Below are 21,041 nucleotides of genomic sequence, written 5' to 3' on the forward strand. Positions count from 1 at the left end.
TATATCAATCATCTAAAAAGTTATTCCAGAACTCCGAGATTTTCATTTTTTCAAGCGTTTCTCTGTCTTCAAACAGACCCAGCAAATCTTCTATCTTTTCCCCGGAGAAAAAGTCTTTCAAATTATCTTTGAATTTCGCACCAAGGATCGGCCTGACTTCATCTCTTCTGAACTTATGGCCGACCGGATATTTCACTTCAATTTCCTCGGATTCCGTGCCGTCTTTGAAGATCAGCTGCACGGAATTTGCGATGGATCGTTTATCCCTTTCAAGATACTCCCTCGAGTAATCCTTACTTTCCGTCACATCCATCTTCCCGAGCAGATCATCGATGACAGGAAAACCTTGATGATATTCATCATAATAATATTCCGTCTTCAAATCCCCATTCAATAAAGAAACTGCGATGATATATTCCAGTGAATGGTCCCTGTCCGATGGATTATCCAACTTATCCTTATGCGCAATGATCCGGATGGCGGATTCATGGGTTTTGACTTTGATCGTTTCAATGTCAGCAAGCCTGTCCCCATACTTCCCATGGAGTGCCATCGCCGCTTCTGCCGCAGTCTGTGCATGGAATTCTGCAGGAAATCCTGCTTTGAACAATATATTGTTGATGACGTAGCTGTTCATTTCTTGAGTCACCGTAATATCTTTACCGTTCATCACCACGTTGTTGAAGCCCCAGTCTGCATCCTCCAGAACATTCAAATAGCCTTCGCTCATCTTCCTGTTCAACAAGGACAGGTGGACGCCGCGTGCAGTCGCATCTCCTGCAGCCCAGGATTTACGCGTCGTGACATTCGGTGAATGCCTGTAGATCCTGAGCGGTCCGGCATCGATAAATACATTGGCTAAAACGTTTTTGATTTCTTCTCTGCCGCCGCCCATCATCTTTGTGGTGACGGCCGCTGTGGCGAGCTTGACCAGGAACACATGGTCAAAGCCGTTCCTGTTGAGACTGTTGGAAAGTGAGAGGACACCCTGAATTTCGTGTGCTTTCACCATGTAGCCCAATACATCACGCACGGTCATGCGATGGCCGCTTTTCTCCAAGTGGAGGGCTGTCGCAATAATGCCGCCGAGGTTGTCCGATGGATGTCCCCATTCTTCCGCCAGGAAACAATCGTTATAATCCAGCCAACGTATCAGTGTGCCGATATTCCAACTGGCATCGAGCAAACTCATTGGCTTGTCGATCCCCGGCACCTTAATACCATTTTCCCTGAAGTCATCTTCCTCCAGAGGACCGATCATCATTTGGCACTCCTCGTTATCCAAAGACTTAATCATACAGCCGAGGCTGTCCTTCAGAACTAAATTGGCTATTTCCATCGTTCGGCCATCAAACTCGATATCCTGATCACAATAGGCAGCTATATTTTCCAAAATATCGGAATTCCCCACTTGATATGTCACACCTTATCTTGAGGAAGGATGGTCTTGCTGATATTATTGTCCATCTCCTCATATTCTCTTAAGTTCAATATTTCATATAATTCTTTCCGTGTCTGCATCTTGTCGAGGAAGGGCTTCTGTGAGCCTTCCTCCAATATGGTTCTGTAAAGCTCTTTTACGGATTGTGCCGCTGCTCTTAATGAAGAAACCGGATATATCACCAGATTGATGCCGATCTGGTCGAAACTTTCTTTGGAAATGTAGTCCGTTTTCCCAAATTCGGTCATGTTCGCAAGAACAGGAATATCTATGGAGGATTTAACCTTTTTAAAATCTTCCAAATCCGTCATCGCTTCAGGGAATATAATATCCGCCCCGGCTGCAGTATAGGCTTTGAGCCTGTTCAGCATCCCTTCCATCCCTTCTATCGCAAAGGCATCAGAGCGGGCGACGATTTTCAATGAAGGGGAGATTTTTTTTATCATCTGTAACTTTTTGACCATGTCTTCCTTCGTAATCAGTTGCTTTCCGTTCAGATGCCCGCATTTCTTCGGGATTTTCTGATCTTCAATCTGGATTGCGGCAACTCCGACTTCCACCATCTGATGACAGGTCCTCGCTACATTAAGCGGCTCGCCGAAGCCATTATCAATATCCACCAGCACAGGCATATTCGAAGCTCTGATGATCTCCTGTGCCTTGTGAGCGACATCATCAATCGTCAATAAGCCAATATCAGGTATCCCTTTACTCGCTGACAGTGCACCGCCTGACAGGTAAAGCGCCTTAAAGCCGCTTTCCCTGGCCAGCAGGGCGCTCATTCCATCATGGGCGCCGGCGACCTGAAGTGTCTCTTCGGCTTCCACCTGCGACATGAATTCTTCTGCAAGTTGCCGCTGGTCTTTCCTTTCTTCCGTCAACCATGTCATGATTTTCTTCCTCCATAATTAAACTTTCGGTTTGGCTAAGTAATTTAATATTTTTGGTAAGAATATCGACAGGATCGTCAACGCAGCAAAAACCATTGCGATGGGTGAAGCCGTCAATATATCCATGAAACTGTCATATCTGACATTCGCCATACGGAAATTCTGTTCCAAAGAACTTCCTATAATTACTGCAAGAATCAACGGGGCCGGCGGGATGTCCAATAATTTCATGGCCAGCCCCAGAAGACCGAAGATGATAAGTATATAAAAGTCGATGATGTTGTAACCCAATGTATAAGCGCCTATGAAACCCAGCACCAAAATAATCGGATAAAGTATTTTGGACGGTGTTTTGAGTATCTTAATCAGAGCACCGACCAACGCCAGGTTGATGATCACGAGGACGATATTCCCGATGAATAGACTGTTGATGAACGTCCAGGCGATTTCAGGCTGATTTTCAAATAACATCGGTCCCGGCTGCATACCGAGCATGATCAGGGCACCAAGTATCACCGCTGTCGTACCCGATCCCGGAATGCCCATCGTCAGTAAAGGAATGAATGCTCCCACTCCGGCAGCGTTATTTGATGACTCAGGCGCCGCCAGCCCTTCCGGTGCTCCTTTACCGAATTCATCTCTATTTTTTGAAATCTGCTGCTCAGTCGAATAACTGATCATGGAGGCGATGGAACCGCCTGCCCCGGGCAGTATTCCTATCAGGAAACCGACAGGCCCCTGACGGATTGCAGGACCGAGCATCCGCTTCCACTGTTCTTTCGTGATCCAGACTTTACCGACATCCGACTTCACTTTTAAATCTTCGTTTTTTATATTCAACAAATTATAAAAAACTTCACCTACAGCATAAATACCAATGATTATAATCAGGAAATCCACACCATCACTCAAGTGAGGTATATCAAATGTATAACGGTAAACACCTGACTGGCTGTCGACTCCCACGGTGGTCATCATCAGTCCAAGGAACATTGAAATGAAACCTTTGATCAAATTCCCCCTGGATAATGAAACAACTGCGGATAAAGTGAACAGCAGCAGGAAGAAATATTCAGCCGGACCGAACTGTAGTGCAAAACTGGACAATGGTTCCGTCAGGAACATCATGCCGATGATTGCAAAGAATCCGCCGATCAATGAAGCCAATGTCGCCAGAGTCAATGCCTGACCGGCCTGACCTTTCCTGGTCATCGGATAGCCGTCGAATGTCGCTGCTATTGATGATGCATCACCCGGTGTATTGACAAGAATCGAAGATCTCGATCCTCCATACATCGAGCCGTAGTATATTGCACCCATCAGAATCAACGCACTTGTCGGATCCATACCGAAAGTGATCGGTATCAGGACTGCCACTGCAGTCGCTGCACCAAGACCCGGCAGCATACCGACCACTGTACCGAGGAAACCGCCTATGATGATGAATAACAGGTTTTCAAATCTCAATGCTGTAGTCAAGCCTTCCAAAAAGCTGTTCCAATCTATTCCCATGTTCCCCCTCCTTCTACGGTAAGCTGACACCTAACAGTTCTGAAAATGAATACCATGTAGCGAATGAAAATGTGATTGCTACAATGATGTTGATGAGCCATTGCTTTCGACCATTCACCACGAATAATAAAGCAAGTAAAAATAATGAGGTCGAAATCAGGAAACCAACTTGTTCAAATATCAATGAATACACTATGCAAAGTCCCAATACGATAAGAAACTTCACTGTCAGCTCCTTATCTTTGAATACGTTATAATTATCGAATTTTTCTTTTCTGCTTAATTTATACTCATTGAGCAAATACAGTATAGAGAGGATTAATAATGAAAATCCTATCAGCAGCGGATAGTTCATCGCTGCTGTAGGATTACCTATATTTGCCTCAGGAAGGTTGAATGTAAGAATTAAATATACTGATGCTATGAGTATAAGAAAGATTGGCATGATATATCTGATGACATCCACCTTCTTTTCTTAATGATAAGTATTACTCAGTCATACCGGCTGTATCCAGCAGTTCTTCATACATCTGATCCTGTTCTTCCAGGAATTCGACTGATCCTTCGTGATCCAGATAGAAATCATCCCAGCCTTGGTTTTCTAATAATGTGCCCCATTCTTCAGTCTCAACCATCTGGCTGAAAGTATCATTCCAATAAGCGATTTCTTCATCAGTCATATCAGCCGGACCCATGATGCCTCTCCAATGAGGGAAAGTGTAATCGATTCCCTGGTCCTGCCAGGAAGGGATGCTTTCATCTTCCGGTATCGGTTTGTCCGCAGTAGTCGCAATTATTTCAATCTCACCATTCAAATGCTGTTCCAATGATTCAGAGAGCGCCATTGTCGCCACATCCACATGGCCGCCTAAAAGTGCAGTCAATACATCTCCGCCGCTCTCATAGATCATGAACTCCAGCTGCGATACATCCACTCCATATTCATCCGCGACACTTACAAATGACAAATGGTCATTATTGCCGAGCGCCGGGCCGACTGCGATATTCAATGAAGTCGGGTCCTCTTTCAGGCGATCCAGCATATCGATGCCATTTTCAATATCGGAATCGGCCGGTACGGCAACTGATATCCATTCAGTCGCCAGTGTTGCGAGCGGAGTGAAATCTTCATGTGTCAATTCACTTTGCCCCAGCAGATTGTTCGTCAGCAAAAGACTTGAGTTGATGGATATAGCATGGCTGTCCTGCTGCGCCAGGTACTGCCAGCCGACTTCTCCGCCGCCGCCCGGTTTATTGGATACGTTCATATTTTCTTCTACAAGGCCGTTTTCATCCAAAGTATTCTGAATACCACGAGCGGTGGTATCCCAACCGCCACCCGGAGTGGCCGGTGCAACGATTTCAATGTTTCCATTTGGGTATTCGGCTTCCCCTGAAGCGTTGCCGCATGCAGCGAGAACACCCATCATTCCCGCCATCAATAATCCCAAAAATTTGGTATTCCTTCTCATAAAGATCGTCCCCTTTTTCATTATATGTACTGCTTATGTTTAATTACTCTAGCAAAGGGATTCATATATGTAAACGCTACCAATTTTAAGAATATAAAAAACTTTATGTTAATTAAAAACATAAAGTTCATGGGTTATTTTTTCTTATATTTTTTCTCCGGTCTTCCCTTGTCTCCATATTCCTGGCTGACTTCTAATTTGCCGGCGCTTTTCAAATATTCCAGGTATCGCCTGACTGTGGTCCTCGATGTGCCCAAGTATTCCCCGAGTGTTGATGAAGTCCATTCTTTTTCTTTTTCAAATGCTTCTTCTACCACCCTTAAAGTGACCGGATCAACGCCTTTCGGCAAAAACTCTTCGTTGGGTATTTTTTTATTTTGTCCAAAGTATTCATCGATTTTGTCCTGATCTATTTCGTGTGTTCCCTGGATGAACTTCCGCTTTTCCATATAATTTTTTACAGTTTCTGCCAGTCTTTGGAGCTTGACGGGCTTCACCAGATAGTATTTTGCCCCGAGCTGCATCATTTTTTTGAAGACTTCCCCTTCTTGGGCGGCGGTGATGACGATGAAATCCATATACGGATGTTTTCTGATGACTGCTTCCATGAGTTCGTCGCCCAGCATATCAGGCAGGTATATATCTACAAGCATCAATTCCATTTCTACTTCCTCAAGAATTTTCAAACTTTCGGAAGCGTTGTTTGCTTTATGGACTTCAACTGATTTCAAATGTTGCTGTAGATATTCTTTATACAAATCAGCAATCCTGAAATCGTCTTCGACGATTAGTATCTTCATTATTCATTCCCCTCTTTCTGATATGGAATTTCTGCAATGAAACGTGTCACACCATCTGTGTGGGAGAAATCCAAATAACCGTTTAAAGCATTTATATTGTTATTTACATTATAAAGACCATAACCCCGCTCCTCTTTGGTACCTTTTGTAGAGAAACCTTTCTCAAAAAGTTTTCCTTCGTCGTCAAATCCGCTGCCGTTGTCTTCAACAATGATTTCCATCCACCCTTCAAAGTTTCCTATATAAAAATGAACTTCAGGATGCTCTATCCCGGCAACCGCCTCAATGGCGTTATCGATAAGATTGCTTATGATCGTGATCAAGGGGTTGATCATCCCCTCGCTAACAGCTGCCTTATCCAACTGACTCTCCTCGTTTATATTAAATGGTATCCTCTTTTCTGATGACTTATTCATTTTGGCGATCAGCAGGGCCTTTATATGCTCTTCCTTGATATTAACCAGGCTGCTGTTATAAGAATCGAAATTGTCTATTTCGTCATTCAGCACTTCACGTATCTGTTGGTATTTATCCATCTCCAGCAACCCTGAGATCAAGTGCAGTTTATTCTTATATTCGTGGCTCTGGGCTCTTAAATCATCAAATAGAGACTCCACCACTGTAAGTTTATTCGTCAATTTTGCGATTGCCGATATATCCCTCAGAATGAAAATACGCCCGACTGCTTCTTCTTTTTCATACAGGTACTTCATTAAGATCACTATTTCTCTCCCATCGATGGTGACTCCGAAATACCTTTCTGCGATTGATTCCTCTTCTTTCAACATCTCGCCGACTTCAGGGGGCAGTGCATGGAAGATATTATTTGCACCATCATGATTGGAAGGCAGGAAACTTTTTCCTGATTCATTCGCGTAGGTGATATTTCCTGAATGATCCGCAGCGATGATCCCTTCATCCAGTGAGGAGAAAATCTTCTCCCTATTCTTCAATATAGTTGTAATTTCCCTCGGTTCATATCCCAATGTCTGGGATTTGATGTACCTCGTGAAGAGTCTACTGACGAGCATGCTCAGGAGAAGAAAAACGACTACGATAATAATCAGAGTGGATAATTTATCCAATATATTGCTGGTGATGGAACTCTTGAAGTATCCTGCTTTTACGACCCCTTCAAGCACCCTGAATTCATCCCCCTGGTAGATTGGTGCAGTGGATACGATTGCCGGCTCCTGATACCTGCCAGTTTCATAGGTGAGATAAGCTCCGAAAAGTTTAGTTTTAGCATCGTGCTCATCATAAGCTTCGTATTCTCCTATGAATTCCGGGTCAGGATGTGTGACGATTATTCCATCACTATCTTTTATGATGACAAAATCTATATCGTTCTCAAAGATGTATTGATTGGCAATTGACTGCACCGCCTCTTCGGACAGACCCTGATTGTTAACGAGGGAAGGAAGAAACGAGATAGTCTTTGCCGACTGCAACGACAATCTTTCAGCGTTATCATAATATTCATTAGTGGAATCATAAAGTACAAATACAGAGATGATCACGACAATGGATGTGATGATTCCTATCAGTATCCCATTGATTTTGGCTTCAAGCCCCATATTCAATAATTTCCTCATTTTATCAGGCACCCATCATCATTTGAAATTCAAATCTGGAAACGTATTTCTATCCTCTTTCTTCATTATATGAAAATTGCGACACATAACAATAGTATTATAGAAATAATGCTGGCACAATCACCTTTCTTTAACTCACGGTCAACTATGCTTAGTACCAATAGTTACTTTAATATACTTCATATCATTTTAATATAAGCATATATTTTGAAACTGAGATGAATATTCTTTAACATTGATAGTAGAAACAATATAACTAGGAGGTTACATCTTGGGAAAACTGTATGAAGATAAAGTTGTATTAATTACGGGCGGTGCCGGCGGTATCGGACTGGCATCAGCGAAGAAATTTGCCGAAGAGGGCGCAAAAATCGCTTTGGTCGATTTGAATAAAGAATCCGTCGATAAAGCGGCGGAGGAGATAAAGGATGCCGAAGTCATCACTTTCGGCGCCGATGTGACGGATGAATCGGAAGTCGAGAAGTTCGTTAAGGAAACGAAGGACCACTACGGTCGTATTGATGTATTCCTGAATAACGCGGGCATCAATGGCAAGACGGAAGATCTCGTCGATATCACGCAGGAGAACATCGAAAGTGTGTTTTCAGTCAACGTATTCGGTGTGTTCTACGGATTGAAACATGTGCTCCGTGTGATGAAAGAGCAGAAGAGCGGCTCGGTCATCAATATGGGTTCCATCGGAAGCTGGATCGGTTCACCGTCCATGAGTCCTTATGTCGCATCCAAACACGCGGTCGTTGGCATCACGAAATCAGCGGCGCTTGAAGCGGCGGATTACGGTGTGCGTGTGAATGCTGTATCACCGCATGCGGTCGAGACGGAAATGATGAGAAGGATTGAAGCGAACCGGAATCCTGAAGAAGCGGAAGCTGCGAAAAAGGCGGTCACCGACGGCATACCATTATCCAGATACGCACAGTCTGAGGAGATCGCAGATCTCGTCATCTTCCTTGGTTCCGACAAAGCATCCTTCATCACCGGCACTTACCAGAGGATAGACGGCGGCGCATCAGCGTTGTCATCGTAAACACCATAAAATATGAAACGGCAGTGGATAATAAATTCCACTGCCGCTTTTCATTCAAAATGTTCAATTATGTAATTCTGCTCTTCGCGCGGCGACAACAGTCTCTCGGCTTTGCCGATGGTGCCGTGGTTCGCATTCCAAATGATGTTATGCACCTTCACGGCGTTGTTGAAATCCCCTGCCTGCCACCGCTTCAGTGTATCGATATAAAAATCTTTATACTCATAATTGGACTCTTCAGCGATTCTGAGCATCTCCTCGATACTCTCCTCCGTTATCCGCTTATGCCCCCACTTCTCTTCCGCCATGACTTTCTGATGCGTCATCTTATGTAAATCATCGGCGAATGCCTTTTCACTGATTTCATTCCCCTGCCGGGCGCGGGATACTTCAAATTCCTTTTCACCGCGTTCCAGCTGTGCGAGTTCTGAATCAGCAGGTCCCGACAGATTTTCAAGAGGATTCGTGCCATCGGCAACATTTTCAGTTTCGGAACCTGTCACATAAAAGAATATACCTAAGGAAATGGAAGCAAGGAAAATCGTGGAGAAGAAGCCAAGGATAAGCTTCAATGATGTACTCAAAAATATGCCTCCTGTAAAACTGATAATACCTTTATATAGAAATATTATCATTAACTGGTTATTAATGAAAAGAGCCTTTTAACCTAGATAGGAAAATTTGAGATAAAACGACTTTTTATATGTAAATTTCGTCCCCCCTAGTTTAAGTTGTAAATTTACGTGAATAGAGAAGTAAATTGCGAGATAAAACAGGGGGTATCCATATGGGAGAGTTTTTGTTCACCGTCCTATCCGCTGCGTTCTTCATGTTTCTGGTCGCGTGGTACTCTTATCTGAAGACAAGGAACACCATCGGTGATTCGACCGGCTACTTCCTCGCGGGGCGGGGCCTGACGGGCGGTTTCATCGCCGGGTCGCTCATCCTCACCAACCTCTCCGCAGAGCAGTTGATCGGGCTGAACGGCCAGGCCTACAGCAGCAACATGACCAATATGGCCTGGGAGGTCACGGCGGGCTTCTCCGTGATCGTTCTGGCACTGATTCTGCTGCCGCGCTACCTCGGCGGGTCGTTCACCACACTGCCTGAATTCATCAACGACCGTTTTGACCGGGGCACGCGCATCCTGGTCGTGCTTTTGTTCATGCTCGGCTACGGGCTCGTGACCATACCGTCGGTCCTCTACTCCGGTGCTATCGCCGTGCTTCAGCTCTTCAATGTGCCGGAGGCGCTCGGCATCACTTTCGAGCAGTCCATGTGGCTCACGGTGTGGATCATCGGTATCATCGGATCCTGCTATGCAATCTTCGGCGGGCTCCGGGCCGTCGCGATTTCGGATACACTGAACGGCATCGGGCTCTTCATCATCGGGCTCATTGTGCCCGTGCTCGGCTTCATCGCCCTCGGGGACGGTAATATGCTGGACGGGATGCGGACGATCACGCTTGAAAGTCCGGAAAAATTGAATGCCATTGGCGGAAGCGATGACGGCGTGCCGTTCGGTACGATTTTCACAGGTATGATTTTTGCGAACCTATTCTACTGGGGGACGAACCAGTATGCCATCCAACGTACGCTCGGCGCACAGAGCCTCGCAGAAGGTCAGAAAGGCGCTTTACTTACAGGTTTTTTGAAGATACTCGTGCCATTTATGATGATGGTTCCCGGAATCATCGCATTCCATCTTTACGGTCCCGGCCTTGAAACGATGGACCTGGCATATCCTGCGCTGATATCCGATCTCCTCCCGACGTTCCTGAGCGGCTTTTTCCTGGCCGTGCTGCTCGGTGCCGTGTTTTCGAGCTTCAATTCGCTGCTCAACAGTGCCGCTACGATGTTTGCATATGACATTTACAAGGTTTTAATCAATAAAAGGGCGACGGACCGCCAGATGATCCGCATCAGCCAATGGTTCGGCGTGGCGTTGTCGCTCGTCACTTTCTTCATTGCGCCACTCCTGCTCAACGCACCGGACGGGCTTTGGACGGTCATCCGCGAATTCACCGGTTTCTTCAACATCCCGATTATAGCGATTGTCCTCGTCGGTATATTTTCAAAATACATTCCGCCGATTGGCCCGAAGGTCGCGATCATCGTCCATGTCATCAGCTACTACATGCTGATGTGGGGCCTGCCGATGTTCTTCAACATCGAAGTACCGATCAATTTCATCCATATACAGGGCATACTGTTTGCGGTCGCAGTCCTCATCATGCTGATGGCAGGGCTCATCAAACCGTTGTCGGAGCCCTTCAGGTTCAGACCGAATGCATCCGTCAGCATGGTCCCATGGAAGTATGCCATCCCGGTCACGGTCATACTGTCCAGTGCGATGGTGTTTGTATTTATACTCTTCTCCACAATTGGCCTTGCGAGCCCTGAAAACATCGTATCCGGCTGGTTCCTGCCCGTCGTTGCAGGCCTGATCATTGTCACAGTCTTATTGTACATGTTGGCCCTGAAATCCTGGAATAAAAAATACCAGAACTTCATCGTCGGCAGGCATGAGGAATTCGTTGAAGAAGCGGAACGGTAATACAAAAATGCTCCGGGCTCATTGTGCCGGAGCATTTTTTCATGGAATTCATTTCCGCTGATACCCTTCCAGCTCCCCTTCCGAATCCACAAGCAGTGCATGCTGAGAAGCGGTGAGCAAATCACGGTAGATGCGGTTCAGCGGATGGTGCCTCATAACGATATCCATCCCAAAATATGAGTAAAGATTCTGTACACCCCGGATGCCAGCGCGGGCAGCGATTTTGCTCTGCATTGAGATGTCCGTCATATCTGCCGCGTCAGCCGTCCTTGAGACATGGGCTTTCCACGATTTCTCAACGGAATGGTAGAAATCTTTTCGTGCTTCGAGGAATGCCGCTTCGTTCTTTTCCAGTACTTCAACCGCATGACCATAACGGCTGGAGCCTGCTTTGCCCCATGCGTCTTTTTTGGATTCGATGTGTTCACGCGCCGCTTCAAAGAAATGTCTCGCAACCCCGATCGCGGTCGAGGCGATATTCGCCGTCGCAAAAGCCCTGAATGGATAATGATAGACTGGGTCATCGAAATAAAAATGCGGACGAGTCACATCAAAACGGCGGCTGGCGGGGACGAAAGCATCCTCCACACGAATCGTATGGCTGCCGGTCGCCCGCATCCCGAATGCATCCCAGTCCCGTTCAATCGTCACCTGGTCCGGCGTGAAGGCGAAGGCATACAGTTTCCCGTTATCCTGGTCTCCAGATTTTATCCTGCATGTCGCAGTGAACAGGCTTGCATGATCTGAACCGCTTGAAAAAGGCCATGTTCCATTCACGATATAGCCGTCATCAACTTTCCGCGCGGTACCTCCCGGCCGGTCACTGCCTGCGATGTAGAAGTCGCGTGCGGTGAAGTGTTCCCTCACCTCATCCGGTTCCATCGTCACGGCGAAGAATCCGGCGCCAGAACCGATCTGCACGAGCCAGCCGAAACTGCCGTCCGCACGGGCTGCTTCCTCGAATATCTTCAATGCTTCCGGGAGCGGCTGCATATTGCCGCCGGTTTCTTCAGGTAAGAATAATTTGAACAGCCCTTTATCGTATATATATTGGAGCACCTCATTGGTGAGCCTGCCTTCCCGCTCCATGCAGGGCGCCGCTTTCCGGATCATTTCAATCATGTTTTCATCAATCATCGTGGAACCCCGCCTTCAATAATCCGTAGATTTCCCTTTTCAGCCGAACGAATTCATCATCAAGCGTGATGTCGTGATGCCTCGGCCGTTTGAAGGGCACCTTAATCTCCCTGATGATCCGCGCCGGTTTATCGGACAGGATCAGTATGCGGTCGGATAAGTACAGTGCCTCCTCGATGCTGTGGGTGATGAACAGCACGGAGCGGCGGTCAGCTTCCCACATCCTGAGCAGCCAGTCCTGCATGTCGAGGCGGGTCAGCTCATCGAGCGCACCGAATGGTTCATCGAGCAGCATCAGATCCTGCGGGCTGAGGAGTGCACGAATGAAGGCGACCCGCTGCCGCATGCCGCCGGACAAGGTATCGGGACGTGCCAATTCATAGCCGGCAAGGCCTGCACGTTCCAGCAGCTTCCGTGCCGCCTCCCGGTCGACTTTGCCGTTGATTTCCTGGACGAGGACGACGTTGTCCTCCACCGTCCGCCATGGCAAAAGCGAATCCTGCTGGGGCAGGTAGCTGATGTTGCCCCGCGTGCCGTTGGCGCGTTTCCCATCAATGTATATATCACCCTGATCCGCTTCGATCAGCCCGCCGATGATGTTGAAGATCGTGCTCTTCCCACTGCCGGAGGGGCCGATCAGCGTGACGAATTCACCGTCCGCCACATTGAGCGACAGCTTATCCAGCACGCCTTCGGCCGACTCCCCGTCGAACGTATGAGACAGGTTCACAACCTGCAGTTTATCAGCCATTCCTTCCACTCCCTTTCTCATCCGCATTCCATGGGATCAGCCATTTCTCAAGCAACAGTATGAAACCGAACAAAGCCAGACTGATCATCATGATGACGAATATCGATACGAACACCTGGTCCGTCCGGAATGCCGACGAGGCGACGGTCATAAAGACGCCGAGCCCCTCTTGTGCACCGAGCCATTCGGCGATGACCGCGCCCATCACACTGTATGTGGCGGAGATTTTAAGCCCTGAAAAGAAATACGGCAGTGCACTCGGCCATTCCAGCTTGAAGAAAATCTGCCGGCGGCCTGCACCGATCATCCGCATATAATTGAGCAGCGTCGGGTTCGTCTGCCGGAACCCGTCGATCAGCGAAACCGCAATCGGGAAGAAGCAGACGAGTGTGATGATGAGTATTTTCGGCAGTGCGCCGAAACCGAACCACAGCACCAGGAGCGGTGCGAGTGCGATGATCGGCACGTTCTGCGAAAGAACCATAAGCGGATATACTGCCTGCCTCGCCCGCGGCATCAGATGCAGGAGAACAGCGAGGATGAGCCCCACCGATACGCCGATCGCAAATCCGCCCAGTGCGATGGTTATAGTCGACATGCTGTGGCTGAAGAGGCGCGGATAAATCTCGATGCCTTCCTGTATGATCTGAAGAGGCGCCGGCAGCATCCACGCTTCGATATCAAAAATGCTGACAGCGGCCTGCCAGATCACCAGTACAATAAAGATCGCAAGGACCGGGGCGGCCACATTCCACGAAAACAGCCGGCGCATCACCTATTCCCCCGCTTCGCCGGGCAGGAATTCGTTCGTGAACGCCTGATCGACGTCCAGTTCCGATTCGATCAGATCACTCTCATACATCCAGTCCATATAGTTCTGCCAGACATCACGTTCCTGATGTCCCCAGTAAGGTGCATCACCCTGGTAGACATCGGCGAGCCACTCCTGGCTTGCCATGACGAGTTCCTCATCGAGGTCAGGTTCGGCCTCAAGCAGATGCTGTGCCGCCCGTTCCGGATCCTCCATCGCGAGTCTGTACCCTTCCGCTGTCGCATGGGTGAACGCCTCGACCATCTCCGGATCATCTTCAATCAGACCTTCATTCGTGATCAGCACGGGTGTATAGAAATTCAGTGCATCCGAGTATTCTGTGAAGTCGATCAGGTTGAGCGGCATATCACGGAGCTCGGCTTCAATGCCCGTCCAGCCGTAATAGATCCATGCGAAATCCACATCCCGCTGTACGGTCGTGAAGAAGTCCACATCCCCGACGTTCAGGATCTCAACTTCACTGAAGTCGGCACCGTCCGCCTGCATGATTGACGCGATGGTCTCCTCCTCAATCGGGGAGCCATAGCCGCCGTATGTGTGACCCTCAAGATCTGAAGGCGTCTCAAGGCCGTACTCCTCAGGGGATGCCAAATATGAAGTATTATCTTGGATGATTGCGGCAAGCGAGACGATTGATACATCCTGCAGGCGCGCCTGCGTCACGTTCTCCTGGGCACTGATGCCGAAGTCCGCATTGCCGGTCGCAACTGTCTGCTCGGCCCCCGCCTCACCTGGCAGGACGATCTCAACATCAAGGCCCTGGTCCTCGTAGTAACCTTCAGCTTTTGCGGCATAGATGCCCGTATGGTTTGTGTTCGGTGTCCAGTCGAGCACGAACGTGACCTCGGTCAGTTCGGCCTCGTCCGTGGCTCCACCGCCATCCTCTCCGCCGCATGCTGCAAGCAGCAGAAGCAGGACGATTGGAAAAATAAACTTAAACATATGATGAACGCTCCTTTCAAAAACGGCATAAAAAAACGCCTTCCCGATCCGGAGGCGTCAAGAACAGCGGGGACGGACCATAAGCAGTCCATCCATCACACATTCCCTACGCTGGTATTATCCAGATCAGGTCAAAGGGTCAGGATTCCTCCTTCTCAGCCGTACGGCTCCCCTATGTATCATTATTCACTTGTGAAATCAGTATATCATGATTGCGGTGCAAGTCAAAGCGCTCGGGAGACTGTTATGACGGGCATCCAGATTGGTCATTGAAAGTGCTTTCCCGGTTATATATAATTAAATTACGCAATTGATTGAATACACCAAATATTCAAAAAGGGGATGTTACACATGGCGCGAAGATCAAAGTTCAAAGATCCGGGGCTCTTTATGACCCTGATCATCATCATCTATTCCACCATCGTGTTCGCATGGTGGCCGACCGACATCTATATGGCCGGCATATCGCTGGTTGCATGGCTGATGTTCTTCGGTCTGTTCCTATGGTTCATCATCACCGCAGCCTATGTCGTATGGATTGAAAAAATTGAGAAGGATTAGGGGGTATGGGACATGCAGGTTACTGAAGGAATCATTTTATTAATCTACCTTGTCTTCATGACAATCATCGGCATCTACTTCTACAGGCGCGCCCGCCAGAGTGAGAGCGACTACTTCACAGCCGGCCAGAGCATCAATACATTCGTCGGTGCTTTCGCAATATTTGCAGCCATCGCGAGTTCAAGTTCATTGATGGGCGCGGTCGGTTCCGGTGTCACGCTCGGGCTGCCGTACTATTTCACGTACGCATTCGGGGTGCTTGCGGCACTGCCGCTCGCGATGTTCCTAATCTCCGGCCAGGTCAGGCGTTCCGGTGCCAAAAGCATGCCGGACTTCTTCCATCAGCGGTTCGGCACATCGGTCCAGATATTATCCGCAATCATCGTCGTGCTCGCCATGACGTTCTATATGGTGCCGCAGCTGACTGCAGCCGGCATCATCGGTTCATACGTCCTCGGCATTGAGTACGCGACGGCGACCATCATACTCGGACTCGGGTTCACCATATACGCAGCACTCGGCGGCATGTGGGCGATTACATACACCGACCTGTTCCAGGGTATGATCATGCTTTTCGGTGCGGTGACGCTCGCTGCCATCATCTGGGTGGACTTCGGCAGCATCGGCAATATGCTCGACAGCGCGCTTGCCACGGACCCGGCCTTCGGTGACGTGACACAGCCGTGGATGTCCTACTTCGGACTGTTCATCGCCTTCATCTGGTTCGGCATCATTTCACCGTCCGTCGTCATGCGTAACTTCGCATCACGCGATGCACGGACCGCACGCCGCTCCTCGATGTGGGGGACGTTCATCTACATCATCCTGTTCCTGAGCGGATTCTTCATCACCATCGCCGGTGTCACACTCGGTATCGTGGGGACGCTCGAGAACACGGATATGATCTTCGTCTCCGTCGTGGAGGAATATCTGCCGCCGATACTCGGGGGCATCATGCTTGCAGGGCTGCTTGCCGCCATCATGTCTTCAGCCGATGCGATGCTGCTCGCGATCTCTGCAGGTATTGCACATGACGTCTATAAACAGCACATCAACCCGAATGCGACCGAACGTTCCGTGACACTGCTCGGACTGATCACGATGTTCGTCGCCGTCATCATCGGCATCGTCATCGCCATCAACCCGCCGGGCATCATTGCGGTCATGGTCGGATGGGTCGGCGGATTCCTGTTGTCATCATTCGGATTTCCGTTCGTCCTCGGCATATGGTGGAAGCGCGCGAATAAGATCGGGGCATTCACCGGCATGCTCGGCGGTGCGGTTTTATTCCTCATACTCGTCGCAAGCCAGGCACTGCCGACGAACGCAGAGCCGATCATCGCTGCACCGGTGTCGCTCATACTGGTCATCGTCGTCAGCCTGATGACATCACCGCCGCCGAAAGAACAGCAGGACAGGGTGGACATGTACCACACACACCTGGATAACTGATGGAAAAGGATGACATGATGATAAAACGCATCGGCAGTAAAAATATATCCGAAAAAGCATTATACCGGGCGATATATAAAAGCCTGGGACTGAAGGCCCGTATGAATAAAACCATCACACCCGGGCATCTTCAATCACACACAGTGAGCAAAACGCTGATACACCATCCGTTCTGGATGGTGAAGAGCATGGTGCTTGCCGACCGGCCGCCCTTCCCGCCGAGGAAGATTCCGCGCATGATTTTCGTGGACGCGGTGTCGGGCTACAGGGGCATCTTCTCACATGTACCGCCCGTGACCGAAGAAGCTCCGGGTGAGAAAATTGAACCGCATATCACAGAGGAAGACCTGCAGAAATATGTGGACGATGTGAGGAAGCGGCAGATCGACAAGCAGTATATGCTGAAGAAGCCGCGGCATGAAACAGTCGAGACCACATTGGCACATCTGCCAGTTTATGAGGTGAAGGTGGAGAGTGCTGAAGTGGACGAAACTTTCTACATCAATGCCAATACGGGGGAAGACGAGCAGTTCCTGAGTGAGAGATGGACGAGTAAAAAAGATTTGCTCGGATAAATAAAACGGAAGCAGGATAAAGTCCTGCTTCCGTTTTTTAATGCTTACAAAGGTATTTCCTTTTTCCTGATCTCGACTTCCAACTCTTCGAGATACTCAACAAACTCGGAGATGTTGTCCACCATCCGCTTCTGGTATTCCTGTCCCTTATCTTTATCCGCAGGTGTTGCATCCCCCATCACGCCCACACCATTTGTCGCTTCCCTGTAGTGGGCGACGTCGCTTGCAGTGAGTATCTTATCCGTCAGCACGTTCGGATCGTGTTGTAAAAACCTGTTATGGTCTGACGGGATGTTCTTGACGGCAGCTTCCGGGCTGCACAGCTCAGCGTGCCTGTCGTACATGATGGATGTTTCGAGTTCTTCAGCGTGTCCGATGCCGCCGGGTTCGACTTCACTCAGTTCCCTGCCCGCAACTGCATTGATGTAGAACGGATCGGCGATCCCGACGAAGGCGCCGGTGTTATTCCTGACCCGGGTCAGGGCGATTCGGAGCGGCGGCAGGTTCGCTTCCCTGTGCCCGTTGATGATCAGTATCTTTTCGAATCCATGATAGATCAAAGAATTCAATACATCCTCCACGACATGCGTCAATGTCTCCGGCCTTAACGTGACCGTGCCGGGGTAGGCCATATGGTGCGGTGCCCAGCCGTACCACAATGGGGAGGCAATGAGCACACCGGTCTTTTCGGCCACATCCATCGCGATGTCCTGGGCCAGCAGTGAATCGGTGCCGAGCGGCAGATGCTTTCCATGCTGCTCCACACTGCCAACGGGCAGAAGGATCGTCTTCTTCTCCTTTAGATAAGCTTCCACGTCTTCCCATTTATTTTCATGCAGATAATATTTCATCATTTCTTCTCCTTTACCCATAGATTCTCGACATCCTCCGGACTTAAAAACTTCCAGCGCTTCCTTGCATAGGCGAAGTACCATATGGTGAGGAGCACGATCCATCCGACGCCGATTGCGATCGCAATCGGATTGACATAGGTGATGATCACCAGACAGCCGAGGGAAGCGACGATTGCCAGGACAGGCACGTTTTTGATGTTGAACGGATACCTGAAACGTGGGCTCCAGTCCGTCCTCGTTTTTCTCACAACGATGAGTGCGATATTCATCAGGATCATCATAAGCCAGTTGGAAAACACCGCGGCACTGATCAATATGCCGAGCACTTCCGCGTAGCCGAATATGCTCATGAATGTCGCGGCCAGCGCAAGGATACCTGTCGCAAGCACTGCGTTATAGGGAATCCCGGCTTTCGATAGTTTCGCAAACACCGGCGGAAAAGCATGCTCCCTCGCCGCAGCATACAACATCCTCGAAGCGCCGAGCAGACAGCCGATGGTCGATGTTGCTGTGGCGGTCAGGGCCGCAATCGCAATCAGCACGGGACCGTATGACGGCAGCACATTCTCCACCGCAAGTGCAAGCGGGGCGGCGGATTCTGCAAGGTCCTCGATCGGTGTACTCGATACCACGCCGTATCCGACGAGCACATATAAGATGACCACGGTGACGAGTGCCGAAACCTGCGCATAAGGCAGATTGACCCGCGGGTTCTTCGCCTCCTCACCGAGTGTCAGCACCGCTTCGACCTGCATCTGGCCGAAAGCGATCAGCGCCACGGCGGCAAACAGGCCGGCGACGCCGTTCGTGAACAAGTCCGTATATGTAAACGGCCCTGCCGGATTGCTCCCTATCGTGAAGAGCGCAATCGCAAACAGTGAAATGATTTGTATAATCGATAATATAGTATTGACCTTACCGGTGAAATTGATGCCGTAAAGCAGCATCAAAGTGATCAATACGGAGATGACCGGCCCGGAAATGAATGGCGGCACACCCGGCACAAGCACCGTCAGGTAGCCCGCGAACCCGAGGTTCACTGCGCCTGCGGCAAAAGAAAATGAAAGAAAATATAATCCTGAACACCACAGTGCAATCAGTTTCGACAAATCTTTTGAAATCGGAAAGAAAGCAAATTTGGAATAAACATATGAAGCCCCCTGATACGGCCAGCTTGAAGCCATCTCGGCATAGCTCATCGATGACATGATCGCCAGAGCACCCGCAATCAGGAAGGCGATGAATAAAGCAGGCCCCGTCTCGGAAATCGCCGGACCGATGACGGTGAATATTCCGCCGCCCACCAAAGCACCCACACCGATGGACCATAGGTCGATGAAATTTAAACTCCTTGATATTGAACGATCAGCAGCCCTTTCCATAACCCTCACCCTTTCAGCAGCAATATACCCACTTATAATATATGAATGTTTTGAATAGTTCAAATTATTTTGGGGACAATTAGCGAGGATAAAAATATAGTTCCCAGCTGAAAGCAGGATGACAAAGCGGTCTCAATATATGCTACGGGACATCAGAGTGATTTAAGAGCTTTATTGTTGGTGAAATTTCCTTTTGCACCAGTGCTTACATCATAATATTGGGAATTAAATCACATGATTGTTATAATATATCCGAAGCTTTCATAAGCTCTATCATCATTAAAAAGGAGTCTATGCAATTTGTTCAATTTCAATTTCATGAGATTCATGCTGGTTGGAATTTTATTTTCATCACTTTTTGCAGCAGGCTGCAGCATTAACATGACAGAAGCTGATGATATCAGCGATAATGCCGGAAATGGGGATTACAGTCAGGAAATGGATTACACAATCACCGGAGTTGAACCCGGCGCCGGACAGACTGAAGCGATCAATGATGCCATAGAAACATATGACAGCCTGGATGGATGGGAACAGAAGACTTCATCCGCCGCTGCAATGCTCGCCGAACTTGATGAGGCCTTTGAAAATGAAGCACCGATTGCCGTAGCTGCATGGTCACCCCACTTCAAGTTCTCACAGTATGACCTCAAATATTTGGAGGACACTGAAGGCATCTTCGGGGAAGAAGAGGCCATAAGGACGATAGCCAGAACGGACCTCGAAGAAGATCTGCCTCACGCCTACAAGATCCTGGACAGGATCCAGTTTGAACCTGAAATGATTGAGGACGCAGTGGCACAAAATGCAGGCACGGATGCGGACTATACTGAAGTCGCCCGTGAATGGGTGAATGAAAATGCGGATACGGTTGAGGAATGGACAGCAGGCGCCACACCTGCAGCAGGTGAACCCGTTAAACTCGTCACCACACACTGGGATGATTCACTATTCACCGCAAACGTCGCCGCCGTTGTTTTAAGCGAGCATGGTTTTGATGTCACGTTGAGTGCAGTGGATACACTCGCCTTGTTTGAAACCATTGCCGCAGGTGACGCGGATGCATCCCTCTCACCATGGCTCCCTGTAACAGACGGCACCTACTATGATGAATACGCAGATCAGATTGATGACCTCGGGCCGCATACGGAAGGTGCCAAAATAGGCATCGCCGTCCCTGAATATATGGATATCGATTCAATCGAAGATCTGAATCCAAAAGAATGACATACTTAAAACA

General features: G+C 48.8%; 20 protein-coding genes and 1 riboswitch. Of the genes, 6 read left to right on the forward strand and 14 right to left on the reverse strand.

What is annotated here, in order from left to right:
- Nucleotides 1-4: 4 nt before the first annotated feature.
- The 7 genes from LPW40_RS07570 to LPW40_RS07600 form a co-directional block, all read right to left on the reverse strand.
- The gene (locus LPW40_RS07570) at nucleotides 5-1,411 is read right to left on the reverse strand and encodes a bifunctional 2-methylcitrate dehydratase/aconitate hydratase (RefSeq protein ID WP_230821626.1); all 1,407 of its coding nucleotides are present in this window, start codon (nucleotides 1,409-1,411) and stop codon (nucleotides 5-7) included.
- Nucleotides 1,412-1,419: 8 nt separating this feature from the next.
- On the reverse strand, nucleotides 1,420-2,331 hold the full coding sequence (prpB, locus tag LPW40_RS07575) for a methylisocitrate lyase (RefSeq protein WP_230821627.1): 912 nt from the start codon (nucleotides 2,329-2,331) through the stop codon (nucleotides 1,420-1,422).
- 18 nt (nucleotides 2,332-2,349) lie between these two features.
- Nucleotides 2,350-3,843 carry a tripartite tricarboxylate transporter permease gene (locus LPW40_RS07580; RefSeq protein WP_230821628.1) on the reverse strand — a complete coding sequence of 498 codons (1,494 nt, stop codon included), beginning with the start codon at nucleotides 3,841-3,843 and terminating at the stop codon, nucleotides 2,350-2,352.
- 13 nt (nucleotides 3,844-3,856) lie between these two features.
- Nucleotides 3,857-4,309, reverse strand: a complete 453-nt coding sequence (locus tag LPW40_RS07585) for a tripartite tricarboxylate transporter TctB family protein (RefSeq protein WP_230821629.1) — start codon at nucleotides 4,307-4,309, stop codon at nucleotides 3,857-3,859.
- Nucleotides 4,310-4,331: 22 nt separating this feature from the next.
- On the reverse strand, nucleotides 4,332-5,315 hold the full coding sequence (locus LPW40_RS07590) for a tripartite tricarboxylate transporter substrate binding protein (RefSeq protein ID WP_230821630.1): 984 nt from the start codon (nucleotides 5,313-5,315) through the stop codon (nucleotides 4,332-4,334).
- A 134-nt stretch (nucleotides 5,316-5,449) separates the two neighbouring features.
- Entirely contained in the window at nucleotides 5,450-6,115 is a 666-nt protein-coding gene (locus LPW40_RS07595; protein WP_230821631.1) for a response regulator, read from the reverse strand.
- On the reverse strand, nucleotides 6,115-7,710 hold the full coding sequence (locus tag LPW40_RS07600; protein WP_230821632.1) for an ATP-binding protein: 1,596 nt from the start codon (nucleotides 7,708-7,710) through the stop codon (nucleotides 6,115-6,117). Before LPW40_RS07600 ends, LPW40_RS07595 begins: the two co-directional genes overlap by 1 nt.
- Nucleotides 7,711-7,981: 271 nt before the next feature.
- Here LPW40_RS07600 and LPW40_RS07605 point away from each other — a divergent pair, with 271 nt between their 5' ends.
- On the forward strand, nucleotides 7,982-8,758 hold the full coding sequence (locus LPW40_RS07605; RefSeq protein ID WP_230821633.1) for an SDR family NAD(P)-dependent oxidoreductase: 777 nt from the start codon (nucleotides 7,982-7,984) through the stop codon (nucleotides 8,756-8,758).
- A gap of 50 nt (nucleotides 8,759-8,808) precedes the next feature.
- On the opposite strand, the gene LPW40_RS07610 is transcribed toward LPW40_RS07605, so the two are convergent.
- Complete coding sequence (locus LPW40_RS07610) at nucleotides 8,809-9,342, reverse strand: DUF6241 domain-containing protein (RefSeq protein WP_230821634.1); 534 nt, start codon at nucleotides 9,340-9,342, stop codon at nucleotides 8,809-8,811.
- A 203-nt stretch (nucleotides 9,343-9,545) separates the two neighbouring features.
- On the opposite strand from LPW40_RS07610, the gene LPW40_RS07615 reads away from it, so the two are divergent.
- Nucleotides 9,546-11,315: a solute:sodium symporter family transporter gene (locus tag LPW40_RS07615; protein WP_230821635.1), complete on the forward strand. Its 1,770-nt coding sequence runs from the start codon at nucleotides 9,546-9,548 to the stop codon at nucleotides 11,313-11,315.
- Nucleotides 11,316-11,363: 48 nt separating this feature from the next.
- On the opposite strand, the gene LPW40_RS07620 is transcribed toward LPW40_RS07615, so the two are convergent.
- The 4 genes from LPW40_RS07620 to LPW40_RS07635 are packed head-to-tail and all read right to left on the reverse strand — an operon-like array spanning nucleotide 11,364 to nucleotide 14,977.
- On the reverse strand, nucleotides 11,364-12,452 hold the full coding sequence (locus LPW40_RS07620) for an acyl-CoA dehydrogenase family protein (protein WP_230821636.1): 1,089 nt from the start codon (nucleotides 12,450-12,452) through the stop codon (nucleotides 11,364-11,366).
- A complete protein-coding gene (locus LPW40_RS07625) occupies nucleotides 12,445-13,203 on the reverse strand; it encodes an ABC transporter ATP-binding protein (protein WP_230821637.1) in 759 nt (252 codons plus the stop codon). Before LPW40_RS07625 ends, LPW40_RS07620 begins: the two co-directional genes overlap by 8 nt.
- Complete coding sequence (locus tag LPW40_RS07630) at nucleotides 13,196-13,975, reverse strand: ABC transporter permease (RefSeq protein ID WP_230821638.1); 780 nt, start codon at nucleotides 13,973-13,975, stop codon at nucleotides 13,196-13,198. Before LPW40_RS07630 ends, LPW40_RS07625 begins: the two co-directional genes overlap by 8 nt.
- Before the next feature lie 3 nt (nucleotides 13,976-13,978).
- Nucleotides 13,979-14,977 (reverse strand): ABC transporter substrate-binding protein, encoded by a 999-nt coding sequence (locus tag LPW40_RS07635; protein ID WP_230821639.1) that lies wholly within the window; start codon nucleotides 14,975-14,977, stop codon nucleotides 13,979-13,981.
- Nucleotides 14,978-15,063: 86 nt separating this feature from the next.
- Nucleotides 15,064-15,161, reverse strand: a riboswitch (TPP riboswitch).
- 167 nt (nucleotides 15,162-15,328) lie between these two features.
- Between LPW40_RS07635 and LPW40_RS07640 the strand changes: the two genes are divergently transcribed.
- From LPW40_RS07640 to LPW40_RS07650, 3 genes are read left to right on the forward strand one after another with little or no spacing between them, the layout of a single operon-like run.
- Nucleotides 15,329-15,538 (forward strand): hypothetical protein, encoded by a 210-nt coding sequence (locus LPW40_RS07640; RefSeq protein WP_230821640.1) that lies wholly within the window; start codon nucleotides 15,329-15,331, stop codon nucleotides 15,536-15,538.
- Between the two features lie 12 nt (nucleotides 15,539-15,550).
- Entirely contained in the window at nucleotides 15,551-16,990 is a 1,440-nt protein-coding gene (locus LPW40_RS07645) for a sodium:solute symporter family protein (protein WP_230821641.1), read from the forward strand.
- The gene (locus tag LPW40_RS07650) at nucleotides 16,990-17,565 is read left to right on the forward strand and encodes a hypothetical protein (protein ID WP_230821642.1); all 576 of its coding nucleotides are present in this window, start codon (nucleotides 16,990-16,992) and stop codon (nucleotides 17,563-17,565) included. Before LPW40_RS07645 ends, LPW40_RS07650 begins: the two co-directional genes overlap by 1 nt.
- 44 nt (nucleotides 17,566-17,609) lie before the next feature.
- On the opposite strand, the gene LPW40_RS07655 is transcribed toward LPW40_RS07650, so the two are convergent.
- On the reverse strand, nucleotides 17,610-18,416 hold the full coding sequence (locus LPW40_RS07655) for a creatininase family protein (RefSeq protein WP_230821643.1): 807 nt from the start codon (nucleotides 18,414-18,416) through the stop codon (nucleotides 17,610-17,612).
- Nucleotides 18,416-19,801, reverse strand: a complete 1,386-nt coding sequence (locus LPW40_RS07660) for an APC family permease (protein ID WP_230821644.1) — start codon at nucleotides 19,799-19,801, stop codon at nucleotides 18,416-18,418. The genes LPW40_RS07655 and LPW40_RS07660 overlap by 1 nt, the downstream gene beginning before the upstream one ends.
- 381 nt (nucleotides 19,802-20,182) lie before the next feature.
- On the opposite strand from LPW40_RS07660, the gene LPW40_RS07665 reads away from it, so the two are divergent.
- Nucleotides 20,183-21,028, forward strand: a complete 846-nt coding sequence (locus tag LPW40_RS07665) for a glycine betaine ABC transporter substrate-binding protein (RefSeq protein WP_230821645.1) — start codon at nucleotides 20,183-20,185, stop codon at nucleotides 21,026-21,028.
- Nucleotides 21,029-21,041 lie beyond the last annotated feature (13 nt).

The sequence above is a fragment of the Salinicoccus halitifaciens genome, from assembly GCF_021026095.1.
Classification (GTDB): Bacteria; Bacillota; Bacilli; order Staphylococcales; family Salinicoccaceae; genus Lacicoccus; species Lacicoccus halitifaciens.